We start from the raw sequence: 23,697 nt of genomic DNA, 5'->3' as shown, positions 1-23,697 counted from the left end.
TAAGTGTGAGATACACGGCATTAGCTAGGCCCGTTACGCCGAGTGGGCGGTGCCCAGGCCGGCTTTGGTCGGCTGCAACTTGAACACGTAGAACAGCACTGTCAGCAGCACCAGAAACACCGGGCCCACGTACAGCGCGATGCGGGTGTCGGGGAAGTACGCCATCAGGCCCACCACCAAGACCAGGAACGCCAGCGCCAGGTAGGAGCTGACCGGGTACAGCCACATGCGGTACTTGAGGCCAGCCGCCTCGGCCGGGCTCAGGCTTTTACGGAACTTGAGCTGGGCCAGCAGGATCATCAGCCAGGTCCAGATCGCACCGAAGGTGGCGATTGAAGTCACCCATACAAAGACTTTTTCCGGAACCATGTAGTTGAGCAGCACGCCCAGCAACAGCACGAAAATCGACAACAGCAGCGCCCGGCGCGGTACGCCGTTGCTTGAGGTGGTGCCGAAGGTGGCCGGGGCCTGGCCATTTTGCGCCAGGCTGTAGAGCATGCGCCCGGTGCTGAAGATGCCGCCGTTGCAGGACGACAGCGCCGCGGTGATCACCACGAAGTTGATAATGCCGGCAGCGGTCTTGATGCCAAGACGCTCAAAGGTCATCACAAACGGGCTGCCCTGGGTGCCGATTTCGTTCCATGGGTAAATCGACAGAATCACGAACAACGCGCCCACGTAGAACAGCAGGATGCGCCAGAACACCGAGCCGATGGCACTTGGGATGGTCTTCTGCGGGTTCTTCGCTTCACCGGCGGTGAGGCCGATCATCTCGACGCCGAGGTAGGCGAACATCACCATTTGCAGCGACATCAGCACGCCCTGCACACCATTGGGCATAAAGCCGCCGTGGGCCCACAGGTTGGAAATACCCAGCGCCACACCGTCATTGCCGAAGCCGAACGCGATGATGCCGACGCCGCCGATGACCATCGCAATGATGGTGACGATTTTGATCAGCGCGAACCAGAACTCGAACTCCCCGAAGGCCTTGACCGCGATCAGGTTGATGGTGCCCATGCTGATCAGCGCCGCCAAAGCCCAGATCCAGCGCGGCACGTCGGGGAACCAGACGCCCATGTACACGGCGACGGCAGTGATTTCCGCCACGCAGGTCACCAGCCACAGGAACCAATAGTTCCAGCCGGTGAGAAAACCCGCCAACGGGCCGAGGTAATCCTGGGCGTAACGGCTGAACGAGCCGGCGACGGGGTTGTGCACCGCCATTTCGCCGAGGGCGCGCATGATCACCAGGATCGCCAGGCCGCCAATGATGTAGGACAGCATGATTGCCGGGCCGGCCATTTCAATGGCCTTGGCCGAGCCCAGGAACAGGCCGACGCCGATACAGGCACCAAGGGCCATCAGGCGAATATGCCGTTCACCGAGTTCGCGTTTGAGCGGGCCGCCTTGAGCGGTCTCGCCATGGGGCAGTGGGTTGCCGACTGGCATAAGGGTACAACCTCATTTTGTTATTGGAGTGTCCGTCGAGTCTGCGAGGTACAAGCCGGTAAGCCTGCACCCTTGTCGAAACCGGGGCCGCCTCATGGACGACCCCTTCTTGCCAGGCAAGATCAGCGGGGCGTGCAGTATAAAAAGCCCGGAGCAGGGTCTTTCACTATAAAAACGGCCCAATTTAGGGGAAGTGCCGGTTGAAATGCAATTTTACAGGAGCATCTAACCTGCATTGGGTGACAAAACGTCGCACAGGCCACTGCGCGATCACTCCCACGCCCTGGGTGCATGATCGTTCCCACGCTCTGCGTGGGAATGCCGCTATGGACGCTCTGCGTCCGGCTCCTAAAGTCGTGACGCGGAGCGTCACAGGGTGCATTCCCACGCGGAGCGTGGGAACGATCATCACCGTCGATCTGCGCGATCGTTCCCACGCTCTGCGTGGGAATGCCGCTATGGACGCTCTGCGTCCGGCTCCTAAAGTCGTGACGCGAAGCGTCACAGGGTGCATCCCCACGCGGAGCGTGGGAACGATCATCACCGTCGATCTGCGCGATCGTTCCCACGCTCTGCGTGGGAATGCCGCTATGGACGCTCTGCGTCCGGCTCTTAAAGTCGTGACGCGGAGCGTCACAGGGTGCATTCCCACGCGGAGCGTGGGAACGATCAATGGGTGGGGTTAGTGGCATCTGGTCATGGTTTTTAAAAGGCCAGCAAGGCGCGTCTCTTTAAATTGCAGGACGTTTCCTAGACAATCCCTTCCGCCTTGTGCCTGTTGGAATCGATGGCTAGTCTGCGATCCGTCACTGCTCATCAGTGATCGGGTTTAGTCGCTCGATACTCCAAAAGGTGCATGGCCCTCCATGAGGTTTATGGTGGTTGTGCGCAGGGCGCCCTCGGGTGCGCCGGTTTTTGCCTTTTGGTCCGGTCGACTAACCTGCGTACAGCCGCCACCCTACGTTTAGTCGCGAAAGGTTCGGCTCCCCGAATCCAAAAGGTAGCTAAACAATGAAAAAAGTCGTCCCCGACCCACCCCACACTTCAGCCAAAGCCCGCGCCGCCTTCAACCGCGCCATCGACCATTACCTGCCCACCCAAGGCGTTCACATCGAAGACCTGAGCTTCGAAGACGCCCTGCTCTACACCGCAAGCTTGCTCGACAGCGCTTCGGCCACAACACTCAATTGCAGTGAGCAGCTGCCTGGCCCCGAGCGGGCGAAGATCCTGGCCGTGTGGCATTTGCTGGAAATGGCCAAGACCACCGTGGACCGCTCTATCGAGTGCCTGAACCCCGTAAAAACGCCTGCCTGAACACGGTAAAACATGTGTGAGCGGGCCTGTTGTGGCGAGCGGGCTTGCCACAACAACCAAAACACACATCTTTGATCGTTCCCACGCTCTGCGTGGGCATGCCGCTATGGACGCTCTGCGTCCGGCTCTTAACGTCGTGACGCGGAGCGTCACAGGGTGCTTTCCCACGCGGAGCGTGGGAACGATCAAAAACATACATTTCCCTCGCACTCAGCCCCCAGCGACTAAGCTTCAGACAAGTCCGATCAATCTGCGTTAAGGATCAATCGACTATGGGCGCACTGTGGCAAACCGAATCGAGCAAGGCTGCGAAACTACAAGGCAGTTCGGACCCAGCGCCGCTACCCAAAAACAAACCCAGGCCCCGCTATGGGCGGCGCCTGTTCTGGCTGATCGTGCTGATGGCGTTGGTGGCCCTGGGGTTTGCCGTCGCCAAAGAGCTGCGCACCTCCCGCCTGCAGGCCCAGGAACTCAGCCGCCTGGCCCGCGACCTCACCTGGCAGGTCGAGCCCGGCCCCAGCCAAGCCATCACTTATCCCGGTGCAGGCCCATTCGACCGGCGCCTGGGTTACAGCGACCTCGGCACCTTCCTGCCGCGCCTACTCAAGCGCGGTTATGTGATCGAGGCCCAGGCGCGTTTTTCGCCCGCATTGATGAGCTACAGCGCCAAGGGCCTGTTTGTGCCCTACGCCGAAAAAATCCAGGCGGGGCTGACTATCACCGACTGCCGCGCCGTATCGCTGTACCAGTACAACTATCCACAACAGCTGTATGAAAGCTTCGCTGCGATCCCGCCCGTAGTGGTCAACAGCCTGCTGTTTATCGAAAACCGTGACCTGCTCGACCCCACCCAGCCCCAGGCCAACCCCGCCGTGGATTGGCCGCGTTTTGCCAAGGCCGCGTGGTCACAAGTCGCCAAAGTGCTGCACCTGCCCGGCCAGAGTGCCGGCGGCAGCACCTTGGCTACCCAGCTGGAAAAATACCGCCACTCCCCGGATGGCCTGACCGTGTCGGGCGAGGAAAAACTGCGGCAGATGTTTTCCGCCGCCGTGCGCGCCTATCGTGACGGGCCGCAGACCTTGCCGGCGCGGCAGAATATCCTGCGTGACTACCTCAACAGCGTGCCGCTGTCGGCGGTGCCCGGCCATGGCGAAGTGCATGGTTTGGCCGAAGGTTTGCGGGTGTGGTACGGCGCCGATTTCAACCAGGTCAACCAGGCGCTGGCCGGCCCCGTGAACGCTGAACAAGGCCAGGCCCTGCGTGAAGTGTTGTCGTTGATCATTGCCCAGCGTCGCCCCTCTCACTACCTGGCCAAAGGGCGCGAAGAACTGGCGGAGCTTACCGACAGCCATCTGCGCCTGCTGGCCCAGAACGGCGTCATCACACCTGCAGTGCTGCAAGCGGCGCTGGCCGCCAAGGTCAGCTACCGCGACTGGGTGCAACAACCCACGGTGCAGCCGGTGGAAACCAACAAAGGCATCAGCATGGCCCGCGCGCGCCTGGCCGCCCTGCTCGACCGGCCGCTGTACGACCTGGACCGTCTCGACCTGTCGGCCACCACCACCCTGCAAGCACCGTTACAGGGCCAGGTCAGCGACTACCTCAAGCACTTGGCCGACCCCGACTTCGCCCGCCAGGTCGGCCTGCTCGGCGAGCGCCTGCTGACCCCGGCCAACACCGCGCAAGTGCGCTACAGCTTCACGCTGTTCGAACTGACACCCGACGGTTCACGGGTACGCGTACAAACCGACAACACCGACCAGCCGTTCGATATCAACGATGGCAGCAAACTCGAACTGGGCTCCACCGCCAAGCTGCGGGTGCTGACCACCTACCTGCAAATCATCACCGAGCTGCACGACAAGTACGCCGCCCTCGCCCCCGCCGCACTGAAAAAAATCGAGGTGCCCGAGCAGGACCCGCTCTCGCGTTGGGCCGTGGATTACTTGATGCAAAACACTGACCACGACCTCGCAAAAATGCTCGACGCGGCCCTCAACCGCACCTACTCGGCCAGCCCCAATGAAGGCTTTTTCACCGGCGGCGGCCTGCATCGCTTCCATAACTTTCGCAACGAAGACAACGGCCGCAGCCCGACCTTGCGCGATGCCCTGCGCGAGTCGATCAACTTGCCGTTCATTCGCCTGATGCGCGACCTGGTGCGCTTCACCACCTACTCCGGCACCCACAACAGTGCCGCGTTGCTCAAGGACGACAGTGACCCGCGCCGCCAGGAATACCTCGCCGGTTTCGCCGACCGCGAAGGCACCACGTTCTTGCGCAAGTTCTGGACGAAGTACCAGAAAAAAGATACCCAGGCGCGCCTCGACACGTTTCTGGACGGGCTGCGCCCCACGGCGATTCGCCTGGCCGCCGTGCACCGCTACTTGTTGCCCGAAGCCAGCCAAGAGAGCTTCAACCTGTTCGTGCGCGCACACCTGACCGGCGTCAAAACCAACGAAAAACTCAGCGATGAACGCCTGCAGAAACTCTACAAAGACTACGGCCCCGGCACCTACGACCTGCCCGACCAGGGCTACATCGCCAAGGTTCACCCGCTGGACCTGTGGCTGCTCGGTTACCTGCTCAATCACCCGCAGGCGACCTTCAGCGAGGTGGTCAAAGCCAGCCAGTTCGAGCGCCAGGAGGTCTACAGCTGGCTGTTCAAAAGCCGCCATCAGAGCGCCCGCGACAGCCGTATCCGCACCATGCTTGAAGTGGAAGCCTTCCTCGATATTCACCAACGCTGGCAGGCCGTGGGTTACCCGTTCGACCACTTGGTGCCGTCCCTGGCCACGGCTATCGGCAGCTCCGGCGACCGCCCGGCGGCGCTGGCGGAATTGATGGGCATCATCCTTAACGATGGCGTGCGTGCCAGGGTGGTGCGCATCGACAGCCTGCACTTTGCGGCCGGCACGCCGTATGAAACCCAGGTCCTCAACGAACCCGCCGAAGGCAAACGGGTGATGCCGGTGGAAGTGGCGCGGGCGCTGCGCGTGGCACTGTCGCAAGTGGTCGATGCCGGCACCGCCAAGCGCGTGGCCGGCAGCTTCAAACTGGACGACGGCACGCCACTGGCCATGGGCGGCAAGACCGGCACCGGCGACAACCGCATCGAGGCCATCGGCGCTGGCGGGCGCGTGCTCAGTTCCAAGTCGATCAACCGCACCGCCACCTTTGTGTTTTACATCGGCGACCGGCACTTGGGCACACTCACCGCGTTTGTACCGGGCAGTTCGGCGCAAGGCTTCAAGTTCACCTCGGCGCTGCCAGTGCAGGTGCTCAAGGGCATGGCGCCGATTCTTATGCCGTACTTGCAGCCGGGTGGTCAGACCCTGTGCCTGCCGGTAGCGCGTGCGCATTGAAGAATAACCGTCGGGCAAACGACAGGGTTATCTTCGACCGGCCGATTTCCAGGGTCTGGCGCGCACGCCCGGTCTGCCCGGTGCGCATACGCGCGTGCGCCTGGGCCTCGACCCGAGCCTGGGCCTGACGCCCCAGACGCTCCTGCTCGGGGCTCTTGATGTGGGGCTCGCCCTCGTAATGATCGTCCGGGCTCTGGCGTTTTTTATAATGGAAGTGGACATAACACAAAGCGCGCTGGGCATCCCCTGCGTCAGCGACCCTGTACACCTGCAGATAATCATCGGCTTTGCCCTTGAGCAGCACGCGTTGCCCTTGCCGGTAGATGCGCACCTCATCGTGGCGGTAAAGAAAGTCGATGTGCTCCTGAGTGGTGGGCCGCAACCGGGTCGCCCTGATGCGTGCAGCCAGCCCGGCGGCCTTCAGTCGGTCTACCGCGAGGCGCAGATCACTTTCCAGTTCCAACGCGCTGGTTTGTTGCAGGGCCTGCAGTCGAACGGTCTCCATCTCCCGGCGCCTGCGGCCCATCGCTTCGCCGGTCCATCGGCGAGTATTGGCCTCAGCCTCCAACAAGTATTCCAGGGAAGACGGATCATTGACCCGCTCAACCAACGCTTCGACAGACTGGACAGCTCTGCGCTCATCCGCCAGCAATGTGCGCGCCTTGCTCATCAACTGCGCCAATTGTGCATCCGGCCTGGGCGTGGGCCGCACGGGCTCCCACACACCGTCCGCCGCCTCGGTAAACGTGCCGATGACCTCGCCGCCTGCCTCATGCAGCTGGGCGGTGACGGGGCCCTGTGTGGCGTCACTTAGCTGCGCCACATACATATCGTGATTGCGCGTACGGATTATTTTTTTGCGGCGGCTGCCTTCGGCCGCAGGGGCAGGCACCGCCGGCGGCGCTGCCTGTGGCTCAGGTTGCAGGAGACCGGCCAGCTCCTTTTCGACCTGTTGGTGCAGGTCGGCAAGCAGTTTGCGTAGTTTTTGCAAGTACTCCAGGTCGAAGGTGTCAGGCTCCATGACGCGCCAGAACTCAATCTGGTCATCGGTTTGGGCATAGATGCGATCGATATTTTCCAGCAGTTCAATCCGCTCCGCCGGGGTCATCTGCAGCTGCGGCAAATCCGCCAAGGTGCGGCTGGCCCGGCGTGCACGCTTGCCGGTTTCTTTGACACTGTCGAACAATTCGTCACTGAGCACGGGCCCCGCGACATCAATGGCGAGCCCCCACAAGGTGGTCATTTGCAAGGCTTGCAGGTCGCGTATCGAGGGGCGCCCAGTCAACGCCAGCGCCAGGGCCTTATCCCGACCGAAGCGCGGAACCCGGCTCAGTTCATCCAGATACCCGGCTTCAAGGGTTCGCCAGCGGATGGCATTGTCCTGCACCGCGGCCATCTCACGCATGAGCCTGCGCAATTCGGCGTGATCGCGACGGTTGATATCCGAATCGGCCTCCTCCTGTGTTTCCTCGCTCAGCCGGTCCAGCAGCGGCCTGAGCCGCGCATTGAGGGCCACGACCTGGCGCCGAGCCTGTGTATCCAGCGACTGTGCGGTCAGGATCACCGACTCCAGCACCGGGCAAAGCTCCTCCTCATAATGACGACGCGGGCCCAGCTCGCGCAGACGCTTGAGTACCTGCAGCTCCAACTGCGCGTGATGGAACGTGTTGTTCAATTCCCGCGCAAAGTCCTCCCACGCCTGGGCCCGCTGCTGTGGGGTAAGCCGATCGGCAGGCCGGGTCGCCCGCATGCGTGCCTGCTCCGAAGCCAGGTGGGCGTTGGTACGGTCCGCAATGGCGTTGCCATAGGCAACCTCAAGCGTGGCACGGTTGGCCGGCTGCGCTTGCCAGGCACGTACAATCGCCTCATCGGCGTTGCCGCCCGGCAACCGCAGGCGCAAGTCGAAATCCCAACGCCCAGCGCCCAGATGCCGCAGCCAGGGCCCTGGCGTGGCGCCGTCCGCGCTGACCACCCGCACCTGGCCCTGCTGGATCTGCACCCGATACAACGCGCCGCGAACCAGTGCCTGCCATTGCGACCTTTCGCGCCGCAAGCCCTGGGCGAGGCCACTGGAAACGGCATCGTCCAGGGCCGCCGGCCAGGGTTTGGGGAAGGTTTTGAGGCACAACTGCTCGGCCAGTGCCAACTGCTGTGGGGTCAGCACGTCCCGAGCATTGGCCCAGCGCGTGGGCGCGTAGAACGTCGCGGGGGCAGGAACCTGCCGGGTGGGCACCGAAACCGGCTCGACACGCGCCAAAGGCGCAAATACCGGGTGCTCCAGGTCCAACGAATGCAGGGCATCATGGGGCGTGGCCTGGTGGGCCACAATCGCCATCAGGTTCGCCAGCATGTCCGTGAGGGCTGCGTTGCGCGTTTGCCCATCGTCGCTCTGCAACCCTTCAATATCAGCCTGCGCACTGGCCACTAGCTGTACCAGCCAACCGCCCACCGCCAGCGGCCCATTGAGCAACGGCAGCAGCGTGCCGAACAGCAGCCAACCGGCATTTTTCAGGTTGCGCCAACGCTGCTCGGCATTCGATACCGACTGGCGGTCCGCCAGCGTCACCAGGGCATTGGCCGTGGCATTGAACACTTGGTGCGCCGGGTCGGTGGCGGCCACCTGTTTGCTAAGTTGTACCGGCGCGGGCTTGTCATACACGCTGAATTCATCGCCCGACAGAAAGCGGTGGATATGCGGTTCGTTAAACCCATTGTTGGCATAGATCGCCTGGCGCGCTGGGGCGAGCCAGGTCAACACGTTGTCCTGCAAGGCGCCTGGGGCCTTGATCGCGCTGAACAAGGCCGCCAGCGATTCATATTCCTGCAACATCGGGCTGAACAGCGGCCGGTACAGCAGGTGCGGCCCGCTTTGCCCTTGCAGCGGCCCGATGATGAACATATTGACGACCCCATCCGGGGCGGCATCCGCCGTGGCCTTGAACGCCAGCGGCCACAGCGCGAAGTTGTTGCGGTCGGCTGCGTTGGCCTGCAAGGCGGCCTGCACTCGCTGAAAACCGCTTTGGGTCAAACCGTGCTCGCCCTTGATCTTCGATTCCAGGGCCGACAGCGGCAGTTGCACCCGCAATTGCCGGCTGAACAATTGTCGACGGCGCGTCGCCTCGGCGGTGTCGTCGACCAGCATTTTTTTCAGCAGCGCGGGATAGGTCTGGCCAACATCCGCCTCCTCGACACACGCTTTGATCAGGCTGTAAGTCAGCCAGGCCGGTGCCGCCTCGCCGTTAAGCGTGATGTGCTTGGCGGTATGCGCAAAACCGGCCAGGTTTTCCAGGGCCAGCTCGGTCAGCGTCACCGTGACCGGGTCCACCTCCCCGGCAATGAACCCGCCCGGCACGGGCACGGGCGCGGCAATCACCCGATCAAAGGTCAACGACACCTCGCCTGGCTTGATGTCCGTCGCCCCCGGTTGCGCTTGCAGGCAGTGCTGCAATTGGCGGTCGGCACACGCTTGAATCGACTCGATACCCTCGAGAAAATGCGTAGCCCCGTTGTCATGCAGGGCGACCACCCACTGCTGCAACAGCTGCGCGTACGCAATGCTGTCTTCGGTATTCGCCTGGGCCAACCACAACGGCAGGGCTTCGCGCAGTCGCTGTTGGCGCGCACTCAGCTCGCCGACAAACCAGCGCCGGGGGTCAACGATGTAGTCGAGCAGCGCCTGACATTGCTCAACGGTTCGCGGCACATCGCGCGCGAGGCTGTCGACCTCCAGTCGTTGGCGGGCCAGGTAGCTCACCGCCAGGGCATCGAACGGATCGCCCTGGGCGTCCTGGGTAAACCACTGCTCGGCTGCGCCCGTCAGCACCGGGCTGGTGTAAGCCGGCAGCAGCGCGCCGACCGCCGCCACGCTGTCGAGGGCATGGGCACCACTCGCCGGGCTGAAGAGCAGGTGTTTCGCCCCGTGACTGAGCACCAGCAGCGGCAACATCTGCACCTGATCCGCGCCTTGCAGGTGCACGGTCTGCACGCGTAAGGGGCCGCCATGCAGGCTCCAGTGGGGATCTGGCCGCAAGGGGCGCAACAGGGTTTTGGGGAACAGCGCTGCAAACTGCTGTGCGTTCATGCCGGGTGGTTTCGGTGAGTCGTAGAGCAGCTCCAGCAGGTCATCTGACACGTAGCTCCACAGGCTTTTGTGGGCCGACACGGGCTCACCCCACTCGGCTTGCAAATGCTCGGCAAAAGACGTCAGCAGCAGGGCCCCGCAGTCGTTGATCAGGTTCTCCAGTTCAGCGAGGGTTGGCCCACCTGGCGCATACACCTCACGCACCCGCCGGGCCACGACGTGATAATCCTCGACCAACAACGTTGGCCTGGCGCGAGCCAGCCGTTGCACCAACAGCTCGGGCAAGGATTGATACGTGTAGGACGGCGATGCGCCGGTGCTGCCCGCCGTGGGGGTGCCCAGATGGATCAGGCCGGCGCGCCATTGCTGCGCCGCGAAATACCTGTTCAGGTAGGCCTGCGCAGCCTCTTGCGCCACGGCTTGCAACGACGGCGGTGGGCGGAACAGCGTCTCGATTTGCTCGATATGGGCTTGGCGCGGGGAAGTTGAACGCGACTCGGACGATGTCATGAAAGGGCTTCTCGAAGGGAGGAAGCCTGCGACGCTACAGGCTGCCGCGCGCCGTATGCCGATAGACAATTACTGCCAGGCACACCCCTGTGCGGGACTAATCTGAATGCCCTTTTTTGCCGCAGAAACCACCTCATGAGCACGCTTGTTTACGACTCCCTCCAAGCGCAAGGCGCCCACTACGCGTTCATCCGCGATGCCTTGCCCGACTGGGTAAAAACGCTGCCGGTGCCGCGCATCAGCGCGTTGAATGCCAGTCGCAAATCCATACCCGCCTGGTACAAAAGCGCCTCGCCCGACCAGCACACGCTCTTGCAAGCGGCAATGACCGCACACTGGAAAACCCAAACCCTGGTCGACAACAAACTGGCCCCGGTCACCGACCTCAAGGGGTTCGCCGAACCCTTGTTAAAAGCCGCGCTGAAACAGCACTACCACCTCGAGGTGGATGTGCAGCGCACCTGCCTGCGACTCTACGCCCCGGCCCAGCAGGCGTGGTGGGTCAAGAACCTCAGCGGGGGCGTACAAAGCCGCACGGTGTCGCTGCTGGACGCGGCGTTGCACAATTTTGCCGACACCGAGGTGTACACCGCCGACTCGCAATTCATCACCCGGCCCGATGCCTCGGGCCATTTCGACGTACTGCCGCTGAAAAACACACTGTCCATCCCGCAGTTCAAAACCTTGGTGCGCAGCCTCGACATCGGGGCCCAGTACCAAGCCCATCTTGAGCTTTACCTGGGGCGTACCGAACCGGTAGTGGACGGTGTGCTGCGCGCCCGAGTCCGCGCCAACCACCTGGCGGCGCTCAAGGTCGCGGCGCAAATGGCGCTGATGAAAGGCGATATCCAGCCACACGACCACCCACTGATCACGCGCCTGATTGAGGGCCGCCAAGGGCTGACACTCGACGGCAGGGCCGCGCACTGCCATGACCTGAGCCTGATGGACGCGACCTTGACCGGCGTTGTATTGATCGCCGCCGACCTGGAACAACATCAGCAGGCACTGCCCGTTATCGCCTATGTACCGGATGACCCGGAGCACCCGCTGAAACGCTATGCCTCGACGGTTGAGTTCATGCAGGAACTGACCCGGCAACTGCGTCAGGCTGACTATCAAAAATTCTTCAGCCGGTTTGTCGAGCATCAGTACCAGGGGCATTTTTTCAGCCAGATGAGTGCGCGCCTGAACCCGGTGAAGTGGCACCCCCATGTGCCCGGCGACCCGCTGCCGAGCTGGCGTGAAACAGCGCTGGACACCCCAAACCTGCAGTTCAGCGTGAGGCGTATCCGCACGCCGCTGTGGGAGCATATGCACCAGCAAAAACTCAACAAAATCCTCAACGACGCGCGTGAACTGGCCGTGCCCACTGCCTACGCCGACCGCATGGCGCGGTGGGCCTGGTGGGACAACCTGGAAAAAATATTCTCGGACATTCTCAACGCCGCATTGCTGGTGGTGACCCCGTTCGTACCGTTTTTGGGCGAACTGATGCTGGCTTATACCGCCTACCAACTCACCGACGAGGTGTGTGAAGGCCTGTTGGATTGGGCCGAAGGCCTGGGTATAGAGGCGATTGAACACGTGGTCGCGGTAGCGGAAAACGTGCTGCAACTGCTCGCATTCGGCGCCGCCGGGCAACTGGCGCACCTCAAGCTGTCGCCCTTTGTGGAAGGCTTGAAGCCCGTGACCCGGGCCGATGGCAAACAGCGGTTATGGCATGCGGATTTAAGCCCTTATGAACAAACCAGCCTCACATTGCCCCCCGGCGCAAAACCGGATGCCCAGGGCTTTCATCAGCACGACGGTAGAACAGTCCTGCAATTGGACAACACACACTACGAAGTCAGCCAGGAGCCCGGCAGCAGCCAGCACCGAATTGTCCATCCACAACGCCCCGACGCCTATCGCCCCGAGGTGGTGCTGAGCGGCCATGGCGCCGTGGTGCTGGAGGGCGAGGAACCGAGGACCTGGGACACGCCGCAGCTGCTCCAGCGCCTGAGCCCGGTGACCGCCACCTGGTCCGAGGCGAGCCTGCAACAAGTGCGCTACATCAGTGGTATCGAGCCCGGCGTGCTGCGGCGCATGTACGTCGAAAACCAAGCGCCGCCGCCGTTGCTGGCCGACACCCTGGACCGCTTCGAAATCAGGCAGCACGTCGAAACGCTCAGCGAGCCGTCCGCCAGTAGCGGTGAAGCCGCCTATTGGTCGGCCGATATGGTCACGCGCATGGACGGCTGGCCTGCGGACAAAGCCATCGCCGTATTCGAGGCACCCGACCTGAGCGGCGAGCCGATCCAGCATGGCGCGATGCAGGCGGCGCCGCAAGCAACGCTGACCATCAGCCGTGAAGACCTGCAAGCCGGCCAGCTGGCCCAGCGGGTGGTGGCGTTCCTTGACGAAAGCGAACTGGCCGGGCTGCTCGGCGAGCCATTGCCCAACGACCGAGAGACGTGGGCGCAGACTCTGCGAGAACAATTGAGCCGCTATGTAGCCTCGCGCAAGGACGATATTTTCGAGCACCTGTACAGCTTCAGGCGCCAGTCAAACAGCGCCCACGGCTTACTGCTGCAACGCCAGTTCCCCGACCTGCCCGACCACCTGGCCCAGTCGATACTGGCCCAGGCGCGCCCCGCCGAAGTGCAGCTTATGGACGAAGAACAGCGCCTGCCCGTGCGCCTCAGGCATCAGGCTCGGGAGCTGCAATTCGAAACCCGCGCCACTCACGCCTATGAAGGTTTTTACCAGGGCGATGCCCCCACACCGGACACCGAGCGCCTGTTGCTCCAGACCCTTAGAATGCACAGTGACGCCTTCGGCGATCTGCGCCTGAGCATCCGCGAGCAACTGCCTACCGGCCAATTGCGCTGCAGTGTCGGCCCGGACGACGCCACCACCGATACGCTGCTGATACGCACGGCGCCGGGGCGCTACGCGATGCCCGGGGCAGGCACTGAAACCACCTGGGATCTGTATGAAGCCGTGCTGCAAACCGTGCCCGCTGACACCCTGGGCTTCGCGCCCGGCCAAGGCGATGCGTTGCGCCAATGGCTGCAGCAAACCCTGCAACCGCCCGCCGAACGCCGTGCGGTGCTGGCTAACCCGCCGATCTTCGCAGACCCGCCGCGAGAGACCCTGTTGCTGCTCAAGTCGCCCGCCTTCAGTGCCCTGCGCGACAGGCTGAGCCGCGCCAGTGTCGAGGAGCGCCTCAAGGCGTTGTACCCGACACTGACCGAAGACGACGTGACGAACTATGCCCGCGCCCTCGACTCAGCCGATGGGCAAGGCCTGTTGCGCGAGCTGGAAACCCAGAAGAAAACCCTGCGCAAGGAACTCAAAGCCTGGCGGCACCTCCCCGCCTCCGGCAGCAGGCGCCTTCGGCCATCGTTGCCGGAGCAGTTATTCAGAAAGCGCCTGACCACGCTCATACGCGAAAGTTGGGAGCAATCGGCCAAGGGTTACGAAACAGATGCTGGCGACAGGCGAGTGGGCAGCGAACTGGACCTGCGCGGAGAAACCATCCACGGCTTTTTGCAGAACTTCCCACAACTCAACACGCGGCTGGAGCACATCACCAGCCTCAACCTGGCGGGCGCCGAGTTCGGTGACGACGACAGCCCGTTCCTGCATAACTTTCCCAACCTGCGCAACCTTGACCTGACCGGCAAACGCCTGAAGACCCTGCCGGACGCCATCGCGGGCATGCGTCGTCTCACCCAATTGGGGCTGTCGGAAAACCCTATCCGCTGGACCCCGGCGCAATTGGAGCAACTCAAGCACCTGCAGCATCTGCGCATACTGATTCTCTCGCACAACGAACACCTGGTGACCGCGCCGGACATCAGCCGCATGCCTGATTTGAAGATACTGATGCTCAACAACACCCGCGTCAGCCAATGGCCGGTGGGGCTCTTCGAACTACCGCGGCGGGTGCAGGAGTTTCACTTGAACCTGCTGAACGCACCCATCACTCAGGTGCCGATCGTAGAACCGGGCTCCGTATCGGCGGAGCTGATCGCACGCACCCGCCTGGACCGCAACAAGCTGGAGCTGGATGCCGAGGACCGGGTGGTGAGCTACCGCCGCGCCGCCGGCCTGGACCCTTATCGCACCTACCCGCCTCGCGGCGAACAAGACAGCCAATTCTGGTTCGAACTCCTGAAGCCCGAGTCACGCCAAGGGTGGCAGGAGCTCTGGGATGACCTTGAGCAGGCACCCGGTTCCCAGGGCTTTTTCGAGGTCATCAAAAGCCAGCAACGACCGGCCCCCGAGATTGTCCAGAACCCGGATGACCTGCTGCGCTATCAGCACAACCTCCGGCAAATGCGCACCAATGTGCTGCGCCTGCTGATGGCTGCCGACAGTGATGAACCCACCCGCACCACGCTGTTCAACCTCGCTGCCACCCCGGCCCGGTGTGCCGATGCCGGCGCTCATCTGTTCAATGCCATGGGGATCGAAGCCATGAAGCTGGAGGCGTGGAACGAGCCCACCCCACAAGAGCGTACAAATGCACTGGTGCGGCTGGCAAAACAAAAGGCGCGGCTGGACAAGGTCAATCTGATCGCCCAGCAGGATATCCAGGCGCGCCTCAACACGCCCACGCGCAATGAGGATGGCAGCGAAGGCCCCGCCTTGCGGCTGACCACCGATGTGGTTGACGGTGAACCGGGCACCCTGGATGAGGTCGAGGTGTACAGCGCCTACCAGACCGGGCTGAAAAACCTGCTTGAGCTGCCTTGGCTGGCGGATCACATGCTCTATCGCGATACCGGCAATGTCGACCCCACGCAACTGGTCAGTGCCTACAACAAGGTGATCGAGGATGAACAGGGCGATGGGCTGACGGACCAAATGCTCGAGCAGTATTTCTGGAGCGACTATTTGCGCAACTTCCACACCGACGAGTACGCGCAGGTCACATGCCAGCACGAACAGGCCAGTGAAAACATCGACGACTTGCGCCTGGCGCAGGACGCTTGGGCCGCCCACGAACAACTGCCCCCGGAGCAGCAAAACCCAACCACCGGCGCCCAACTGCGCCAACGCCTGGTCGAACTGGCCGACACGCTGAAAGTGGACCATGAACAGGTGTTGACCGGCGCCCCTATGAGTGACGAGCTGTATGGGAGCCTGTTTCTCAGGAGTTTCCACGATGAACAGGAACTGAGCCGACACCTGACACGCCAGGCCATGGTGATCGCCAACGTTTAAGCCGCCCTGTAGTGGTTATGTATTCCTGCTCCTTTCTCAAGGGTCATTAGTGTGGGCACTCGCGTGCAGTGCCCTCACACCCCGACATCGGCCTGCGCGGTTACCTCTATCGCTACAGGAAACCCAGGTTATGCCCGAACAACCGCTACCCTCCGCAGAAGATCTGCTGCGCCCATTACCGGTGTGCATCACCGCCATTGAGCACCTGCTGGATGCTCAGCCGGACCTGGCTACCGTGATGGCCACTCAGCTACGCCAGGCCCTGGCAACGCTCGTGCCCGCCAACCCACCGAACCCCGACACGGTGTTTCTCAACGAATATGTCTACGACACCCCGTCGAAGGCTGCGCAAGACGGCAGCGCACGAGTGCCGCGCATTACCCGTACGCGTAGCCTCACACAGCTGCTGCAAGAAGCCATTGTGAGCCACAAGGTGGCGACGCAAGCGGCCAAAGAGCCACCCACCGGCCTCGTCGACCAGGCTGTGGGGTTTTATGCGCAGGCCTACCACGCCGGCCGCGACGGCGAGATCGCGGCACTTGAGGTCGCCGCCGTGAACACGCTGATCGACGATCTGCAACACGACAGCCTGAGCCTGTACGCGCAGGCACTTGCGGCATTCTGGTCGGCGCCCCACGCCAGCACCGGAGCCTTGAGTGTGCTGGACGCCGTGAGTCAGCAGCAGCGTGTGATGTTTGCGCTGGAGGCCGACTTGAAATTGCACGAGGCCCGGCAACAGCTCACCCAGGCTGAACAGGTTGTGCAGAGCAAGCCTGCGGATGCTCAGGCCCAAACGGCCCTGGCCAAGGCCAACACCGACCTGAAGGTGCTGACCGAAGGCCGGCAATTGATCGAGAACCGCCTACTCCATGAGACCTCGAACAACGCGATGCCACCGCAGACGCTCAGCATCAGCCTGTATTCGCCGAACCTGCCTGGATGGTCCACACCGCTGAACGGTTGCTTTGTGCTCACCGAACGCCTGCATGGGCTGCGGCCGGCAGTGCTGTATACGCCGCAATTTGGGGTGGAGATATTCGAGCATTTCTACGCCATGGAGAACGTCATGTGCCGACGCCTGGTGAGCGGGCCGGAGAAAACCCTGCTGCTTGCCAACATTGTGCAAAGCGAACGCTCCGGTGCCAGCGAGACGTTACGCGGTGGGCAGCACCTGCGCTACACCCCGATTACCGGGCCGGTATTCAGGGCATGCCTGCAAGGCCAGCGCGACCAGCAGGAGGCCGATATCGAGCAGGCCTTCAGCGCGTCTTACAGCACCTTCGACGCCTTGGCGACAGCGGTAAGCGCCAGCCTGGCGCTGCCCCTCAAAGGCAGCCCGAATGTGTCGGCGCGCTTGCCCAAACTGCTTGACCCCGTGAGGCTCCCGGCCCACTCCCCACCGGACCCGGAACAACAGGCGCAACTCATACACCTGTGGAACTCGCTCAATCAACAGCTGAACGACGTGCTGGACAAACGCAAACACCCTTCGCTGGACGCGGTGCTGACGCCCCTGCTCAAGCAGACTTTCCCGCACCTGGCCACCGAAACCGAGCCGGCCGGTTTATACGTCAACCGCTACCGCACCGACAGCGACGGCCTGCGCCATTTTGAATCCTCGCGTACCTTGCGCGAGTCGCTTGGCGCCTTGTTGCTGTGGGAAGACGACGCCGCGCCAACAGACAACGGCGTTACCTTCACAGAGGGCGTCTTCTGCAGCCCGAGCGCTGTCAGTGAAACCGAGCAAATAGAGCAGAACGGCACGTTACTGGCCTTGGCTGAAAGCCTGCAGGCCGGTCTGGCCGCGCAGGTCAGCACTTACTGGCAAACCCCCATAGCGCCTGAGATGGCCTGCCCACAGGCCAGGCTGATAGACGTGCACCGCCAAGCCCTGGATGTACAGGCACGCCTGCGCGTGGCCGACAATACCCTGAGCCCGCAGGCCAAATGGCTGATTGACTGCGCACTGCACTGGCCGACCCAGGCCCGGCGCGAAGCCTGCTTCGGCCATGGCAGCCGCCCCGGTGTCTACCAGCTGACGCTAAACACCGGCAGCGCAGCGGGTGCACGCCTGGCCGGCAGCTTCGTCCTGACCGCCAGTGATGGTTCCAGCCCGGTACTGCCCCACTGGCCCTACGCGCACAAAAACCTCAGTACCCAAAGCAATGGCGGGGCCATGGCAGTGCTGTACACCCCGGGCGAGGGCTTTGAAGAATTTGCCACCCTGCGCACCCTGCACGACACCCTCACGGTGCGCATCAATGCCGGCGACGACGCCGGCAAGTTACTCGCCAGCGGCTTACCACTGTCGGTGCAACACACCAAGTCCGGGCTGTGGGGAAGCGACCTGCGCAGCACCTTTGCCCCTATACAGGACGATTTCGTCGCCAACAGCATTCAGGCCCTGCTCGACAAACAGCAGGCCGACATCCAGGCCATTCTGGGCTTGACCGAAGGTGAACCGGATGGCGAAAGCAATGGCCGGGTTGAACTGGTCGAGCTGTTGGACATGGCCGCAGCCTTCATCACCCGCAACCAACGGTTGCTGGAACACTGGCGACCCGACTGGCAAAAGCGCTTGAGCCCAACGGACCAAAAAGCCCTGCAGGACCAGGCCCAGATCGCCCGTGAAAAACAGGACGAATTGGGCAAGCAATGGAACGCGCTGATCCCCACGCTGGCCGAGTACGCCAAGCAGCAGGTGCTGCTGAAGATACGCGCCTTCCTGGCGGAAAAAGGTTCGGATGACAAGACCAGGGCCGACTATCCCGCGCAGGGTATCGACCCGGACCGGACGAAGGTCGTGAGTACGACGAAAACCCGCATCAGTGCCGGTGCAGGTTTTCAGTCCGTGCATGAAAGCGTTGTGCCCAGCCAAATGAGCCTGACCAACCTGCTGCTGAGAAATACCAAACCTTGGGATAAAAGCCTTTCCTGGAGCCAGGACGAGCAGGTGGAAGCCACGCTGATCAACGGCCAGGGTGGCTGGGTAAAGGATGCCCACGGCAAAGCCATCACCGTGGACAAAGAGCGCCTCGAACTCTGGGTCAAGGACCTGAATGTTGGCCATGCGTACACCGAGAATGTGCTCAAAAAATACCTCGCCCCGCAGGCCACAGAGGCCGCAGCCCAAGCGCTGCAAAAAGCCTGGATCGCCAGCCAGGCGTCGGCTCTGGAGTACGCGGCGCTGTCGGCGCGGTTGAGCCCTGATGCCTACAGCACCGCCTTGGCCAGCGACAATAACCAGAACAAAGCCGCCGCCTGGATGGCGGCAGTACTGGCGTCTACGGACCCCGCGACCCGCCAACCCGTCGACGGGCAGGCGGTGCTGGCGAATGCGCTGATGTTCAACCCGGCCAGTGACGCCCCTGAGGGGCGCGGCGGGCAAACGGTGAACGGGGTGCTGATCCTCTGCACCGCCGTCAATAAAATGCGCGTGCTGTATGCCCCGCATGCCCCCGATGGCCTGGAACTCAGGGAAGTCGCCAGCGAAGCCGAATTGATTCGGCTGATGGGCAGTTCAGCCTGGCAGGCTTACCTTCAAGAACGGCTACCGGCCGCAACACGCTTGCTCAATCATCGGCTGGTCGTGCACCCAGGCGATGTGCTGGCCGGGCTGTACCGACAGAACTACCTGCACCTGTTGGACAAAACCGACACCGAGAGCGTGACGAACGAAGAATTGAACGCCCAATCCACGTTCAACAAAGTGATGTTCGGCGTTGAAGTGGTCACGACCGTGCTGGGTGGCTTCCCGTGGGGTGGGAAGCTGGCCTCTTCGGCCTTTGGGTGGGTCGGCAGGATGACGCGCACCAGCGTCCAGGCCCTGCGCAACGTGGGGCAAAGCGTTGCCGGGTTGATTGTGCGGCGTGGGGTGGCCGGGCGCGTATTGTTTGAGGTCGCCACCGCCAGCGGCACCGCGCGCGCCGCAGGGGTTGGCATCACACCGTTGTCGATACTGCTCAAACCCGTGAAGCGTACACCGCTGCCGGACCTGACCGGCTACCAACGCGCGTTCCAACAGGAAAGCGCCAGCCTGGCGATCAAGGGTGGGATACCTGCAGGTTCATCCCTGGCCGAAGGGACCGGCATCTATCGAACGCCCGGCTCTCCCAGCACCTTGCTGGTGCGCAGCAGCAGTGAAACGGGCAAGGAGCAGGTGTTTCGGATTCAGGACGCGTTCAACCGCTACGATCCGAATGGGTTGGTGGCACCGGTGCTTACCCCGAGTGGAGGGTGGACCCGGTTCAGGCTGCGGCCGTTGCCGAACCAACTGTGGGCATTGGACACCCTGCAACGCACACCCGGCGGAGCCCCGAACGCTGCGAACGCACTCGAAAAGGCGCTGAGAGAATGGGAGGCACACGTCGCCGCCAATGCCCAGCTACCCGCCCCGCTACCGCTGGACTGCAGCGTTTTTTTCAGTGAGCGCAATATCCCGCTCAAGACGTGGAACAAATATGTGACACAAGCCGGCCACATAAACGCACGCGGTCAGTGGCGACTCAACCCCGGAAGTTATGGCGAGCTCACCGACAGTTTGTTCAAGGCATGGTTACGGTTGGGGGATGAAACCCCGCAGGCGGCGAATACATTTTTGCAAACCCATCGCCTCAGCCCAGCGGTTTGGTGGAAGTACATTGCGCACAACGGCACGTTGAAACAAGCAGGCCTGATCAGATCGTTAAGGCTGGGGCTACGCCCATCGGGCGGGCGAGGCAAGATCACCGATCAACATATTCTGGATTGGGACCGCCTGTACCTGCGACCGCAAACACCCAGGGCAACGCCAATCACCAAAATGGACGTTGCAAACTATGCACTGGATAACGATATCCACCTCGATAGCTGGCGAAAATACGTGTCAACCACGGGCTCCTTCCTCAGAAGCAACCCCAGTATTGCAGCACGCCTTGACCGCCTGGGAATTGCGCGAACGCCAGTGCAGACAGCACCGGTCGACTTGGCCATAGCGGGCCCCTCCCAGCCGCCTGCCTGAAAGAGCCGAGGAGAAACATCGAGCTTGCTCCCGTGGCGGCCTTGGGGCCAACCTGTGGGAGCGGGCTTGCTCGCGAATGCGATCAGTCAGCCGATTCACTGGGTGACTGACACACCGCATTCGCGAGCAAGCCCGCTCCCACATTTGGATCCAGGAGCCTGCGCTAAATACCCGTCGACGGTCAGCCCGTCACGGGAGCAAGCGCACTCGCCACAGGTTAAGCACTCGGTATGCCTCAGTGAACGGCAGCATTAAACCTCCGAATCCCAGATCACCGTGATGTTGCCCGAATAGGTCCGCGACTCACCGACCTTGAGCATTTTTTCCACCTCATCGCGCTCGATCTCGAAATGCAAGGTGCTGGGTTTGCGGTCCACATAGATCGTCGGCTGGAACAGTTCCGTGCCCACGCCATCGCGGCGCAATGGCCGGCGACTGACCGGGCGCCCGGCCTGGTCGGTGATGCCGTAGGGCAGGCTCACACTGACGTTCACCGGCACGGTTTCACGGGAAACACCGTCGAGAATCCGGCAGTTGTTGTCGGCTTCGACGTACTGGCAATCGAGGGTCATCTTAAAGCGCGAGGAGGCGTAGAGGTTGACGGTCTGGTCCTTGAACAACCGCGTCGGCTTGCGGCCCTGGTTCAGCCACGCTTGCCAGCCGCCCTGGGGCACCAGTTCGACAAGGGTGCCACCGGGCGGCACATCGACTTTGAGGATGTGGTCCACGTCCAGGGTGAAATCCAGGGTGACCGAGTCATCACCGGTCGGGATCATGTTGTCACCAAAATCAAAGTCCGCCGCCGCACCGCCGACGGCGTAAGTGATGCTGCCCACGTATTGCCCGGACGTCATGCCCAAGGGGTTGGGCGTGACCAGTTCGTAGGCATACTCCGTGGTGTAGTAGTTTAACCAGGGAATATTAACCGACGGGACACGGCTACAAGCGCCGGCATCCTTGGGCACGATCCAGAAAAATGAGGCATAGGTGGTGGAGGCCGCCAGGTGCCCCGTGGAAACACAAGGGCTGGGCGCTACGCGCCACTGGCTCGTCCAGTCAACCCCGGGTTGCGACCACGCGGAAACCCCGGGTGGTCTCGGCAAGGCCCAGAGCGTGCCAATGCCCGCGATGCGCACCTGCACGGTTTCCACCTCACCGGTTACCGTGTTGCGAACCTGCACATCCCTGAACGATGAGGGCACCTTGAAATAGGCCCCGGCACGCGGGTCTGAGTGGTTGGCTACGATGGGCGCCAGGGAACTGGCGGCGAGGTTTCCAAAGCGCAGGCTGAAAATCCCCAGCGCCTTGCACTGGGCCGGGATGTGCGCCTGGCAAATCGAGCTTTGGGGTGTGGTGTTGGTGAATTTGTTGGCCGCCACATTGGTGGGGTCCGGTCGGAAACTGGCGGTGATCTGTTGCGTTTCGGCGCTCGCGGGTACAGCGAACACAGCCCATAGCGCGCTCGCCAGACCGGTGTGCTTCAAGTTTTTCAGGTTCATCTCTATTACTCACTTGTCGGGTCAGCGGCATCAAGGCCTGAGCGCATCAAAAATGATCTGCACACTGCCGAAGTACTGGCCCGGCAGGTAGCCGTCGGCGGGCGGCGGCTCGGCGGCGATCACCAGCGGTACGCGCTTGCCCACCTTGGCCTGGTCCTCTGGCACCACGAGGGTGTCGACCACATCCAGGCGGTGGCCATTGAAGGTCACTTGCAGGGCAATCAAGTCAGTGCCATTGGACAGTACCGGCGCAAAGCCCAGGCGCGCATTGATGCCGCCCAGCACGTTCTTCACCTCAAAGGGTTCACGCAACGGGCTAAGGCGCCCGGTCACCAGGTTGTAGTCCATGACCTGCTCGCGCTCGAGGAATCCTGGGTTGAGTGGCAGCACGAAAAAGTCGCTGGTGGGCACCTTGACCGAGACGTGGAACACCGCTTCTTCACGGGCGGCAATGGCTGAAAAGCTGAGCAGCGCCAGCACCGCCGACAACGGCCACTGCGTCAAACGGTTCATCCTTTCACCACATGGTCTTTGCGGGCCTCGCCTTCTACGAGTTTGAAGCGGTATTCGCGACCTGCCTCCTTGTCGAAGGAGAAAATGCGCCCCGGCAAAAGGTGGTTCTTGGTGGTGGGGTGGCAGTCATTTGGCTTGCCGGCCACGCAGTTTTTGAACTCATCCACCTCGATCACACTGTTGCCGTTGTTGCGCAGGGTGTAGCGGGCGCCGTCGTTTTCAATGCGGGTGTCGTAGCGGGTGTCCCTGGGCCGCACAAAAAATACCGTGCCGTAACCCGCCAACACGCTGACCCCGGCCTGCAAGGTGTTTTGGTAGGCCTCGCGCTCTTCTTCGGAAACCGCGAACGCGTCCTCCTTCTCAGGCATCACCGGGATGTAACGCACGCGGAAGTAACGCTCGCTGCCGCGCTCGCCCAGGTAAACCAGGCGCGTGCCCTGCATGCCGTTGGCCGGCACGATCAGCCGCGCAGGGCTGGCGATCAAGCCGTCACGGGCGCCGCTGTCGGGCCGGGATTCAAGGGGTATTTCCCTGGCCACACCTTGCGCGTCGTAGACGATTTCAAGAATCTCGACCTTCACAAAAGCCGTGCTGGTGCCACCGTTGAAAATGCGTTTGAGGTAGGTGCTTTTGTCGCCGTCCAAATAGTCATACACCACCCCGACGTTAATGCTGGGGCCTGCCTGAACCCCGTGGGCCAACAGGCAAAAACCAATGACTGCCAATACTCGTTTCATTGCGGTGAAC

Annotated in this window: 9 protein-coding genes; 4 read left to right on the top strand and 5 right to left on the bottom strand. The window is 62.3% G+C overall.

What is annotated here, in order from left to right:
- Positions 1-33 precede the first annotated feature (33 nt).
- Positions 34-1,452, bottom strand: coding sequence for an amino acid permease (locus tag ACA065_RS05835; protein WP_497693692.1), 1,419 nt, complete (start codon positions 1,450-1,452; stop codon positions 34-36).
- A gap of 1,011 nt (positions 1,453-2,463) precedes the next feature.
- Here ACA065_RS05835 and ACA065_RS05830 point away from each other — a divergent pair.
- Positions 2,464-2,766 (top strand): DUF6124 family protein, encoded by a 303-nt coding sequence (locus ACA065_RS05830; protein WP_497693691.1) that lies wholly within the window; start codon positions 2,464-2,466, stop codon positions 2,764-2,766.
- A 272-nt stretch (positions 2,767-3,038) separates the two neighbouring features.
- On the top strand, positions 3,039-6,131 hold the full coding sequence (locus tag ACA065_RS05825; RefSeq protein WP_497693690.1) for a transglycosylase domain-containing protein: 3,093 nt from the start codon (positions 3,039-3,041) through the stop codon (positions 6,129-6,131).
- Here ACA065_RS05825 and ACA065_RS05820 read toward each other — a convergent pair.
- The gene (locus tag ACA065_RS05820; protein ID WP_497693689.1) at positions 6,070-10,722 is read right to left on the bottom strand and encodes a hypothetical protein; all 4,653 of its coding nucleotides are present in this window, start codon (positions 10,720-10,722) and stop codon (positions 6,070-6,072) included. The two genes, ACA065_RS05825 and ACA065_RS05820, sit on opposite strands and share 62 nt — an antisense overlap.
- A gap of 135 nt (positions 10,723-10,857) precedes the next feature.
- Here ACA065_RS05820 and ACA065_RS05815 point away from each other — a divergent pair, with 135 nt between their 5' ends.
- Positions 10,858-15,939: a dermonecrotic toxin domain-containing protein gene (locus ACA065_RS05815; RefSeq protein WP_497693688.1), complete on the top strand. Its 5,082-nt coding sequence runs from the start codon at positions 10,858-10,860 to the stop codon at positions 15,937-15,939.
- A 130-nt stretch (positions 15,940-16,069) separates the two neighbouring features.
- Positions 16,070-20,938, top strand: a complete 4,869-nt coding sequence (locus ACA065_RS05810) for a hypothetical protein (protein WP_497693687.1) — start codon at positions 16,070-16,072, stop codon at positions 20,936-20,938.
- 251 nt (positions 20,939-21,189) lie between these two features.
- Here ACA065_RS05810 and ACA065_RS05805 read toward each other — a convergent pair whose 3' ends face one another.
- From ACA065_RS05805 to ACA065_RS05795, 3 genes are read right to left on the bottom strand one after another with little or no spacing between them, the layout of a single operon-like run.
- Positions 21,190-22,437, bottom strand: coding sequence for a hypothetical protein (locus ACA065_RS05805; protein WP_497693686.1), 1,248 nt, complete (start codon positions 22,435-22,437; stop codon positions 21,190-21,192).
- A 30-nt stretch (positions 22,438-22,467) separates the two neighbouring features.
- The gene (locus ACA065_RS05800) at positions 22,468-22,950 is read right to left on the bottom strand and encodes a CS1 type fimbrial major subunit (protein ID WP_497693685.1); all 483 of its coding nucleotides are present in this window, start codon (positions 22,948-22,950) and stop codon (positions 22,468-22,470) included.
- The gene (locus ACA065_RS05795) at positions 22,947-23,687 is read right to left on the bottom strand and encodes a molecular chaperone (RefSeq protein WP_497693684.1); all 741 of its coding nucleotides are present in this window, start codon (positions 23,685-23,687) and stop codon (positions 22,947-22,949) included. Before ACA065_RS05795 ends, ACA065_RS05800 begins: the two co-directional genes overlap by 4 nt.
- Positions 23,688-23,697 lie beyond the last annotated feature (10 nt).

This window comes from Pseudomonas sp. LBUM1640 (assembly GCF_059716225.1).
Note: the sequence above shows the minus strand (reverse complement) of the source record. Positions and strands in the feature narration are given on the sequence as shown.

Coding starts and splice junctions, on each gene's coding strand:
- ACA065_RS05795 (WP_497693684.1), bottom strand. CDS start 23,687: ATGAAACGAGTATTGGCAGTCATTGGTTTTTGCCTGTTGGCCCACGGG.
- ACA065_RS05830 (WP_497693691.1), top strand. CDS start 2,464: ATGAAAAAAGTCGTCCCCGACCCACCCCACACTTCAGCCAAAGCCCGC.
- ACA065_RS05820 (WP_497693689.1), bottom strand. CDS start 10,722: ATGACATCGTCCGAGTCGCGTTCAACTTCCCCGCGCCAAGCCCATATC.
- ACA065_RS05815 (WP_497693688.1), top strand. CDS start 10,858: ATGAGCACGCTTGTTTACGACTCCCTCCAAGCGCAAGGCGCCCACTAC.
- ACA065_RS05835 (WP_497693692.1), bottom strand. CDS start 1,452: ATGCCAGTCGGCAACCCACTGCCCCATGGCGAGACCGCTCAAGGCGGC.
- ACA065_RS05825 (WP_497693690.1), top strand. CDS start 3,039: ATGGGCGCACTGTGGCAAACCGAATCGAGCAAGGCTGCGAAACTACAA.
- ACA065_RS05800 (WP_497693685.1), bottom strand. CDS start 22,950: ATGAACCGTTTGACGCAGTGGCCGTTGTCGGCGGTGCTGGCGCTGCTC.
- ACA065_RS05805 (WP_497693686.1), bottom strand. CDS start 22,437: ATGAACCTGAAAAACTTGAAGCACACCGGTCTGGCGAGCGCGCTATGG.
- ACA065_RS05810 (WP_497693687.1), top strand. CDS start 16,070: ATGCCCGAACAACCGCTACCCTCCGCAGAAGATCTGCTGCGCCCATTA.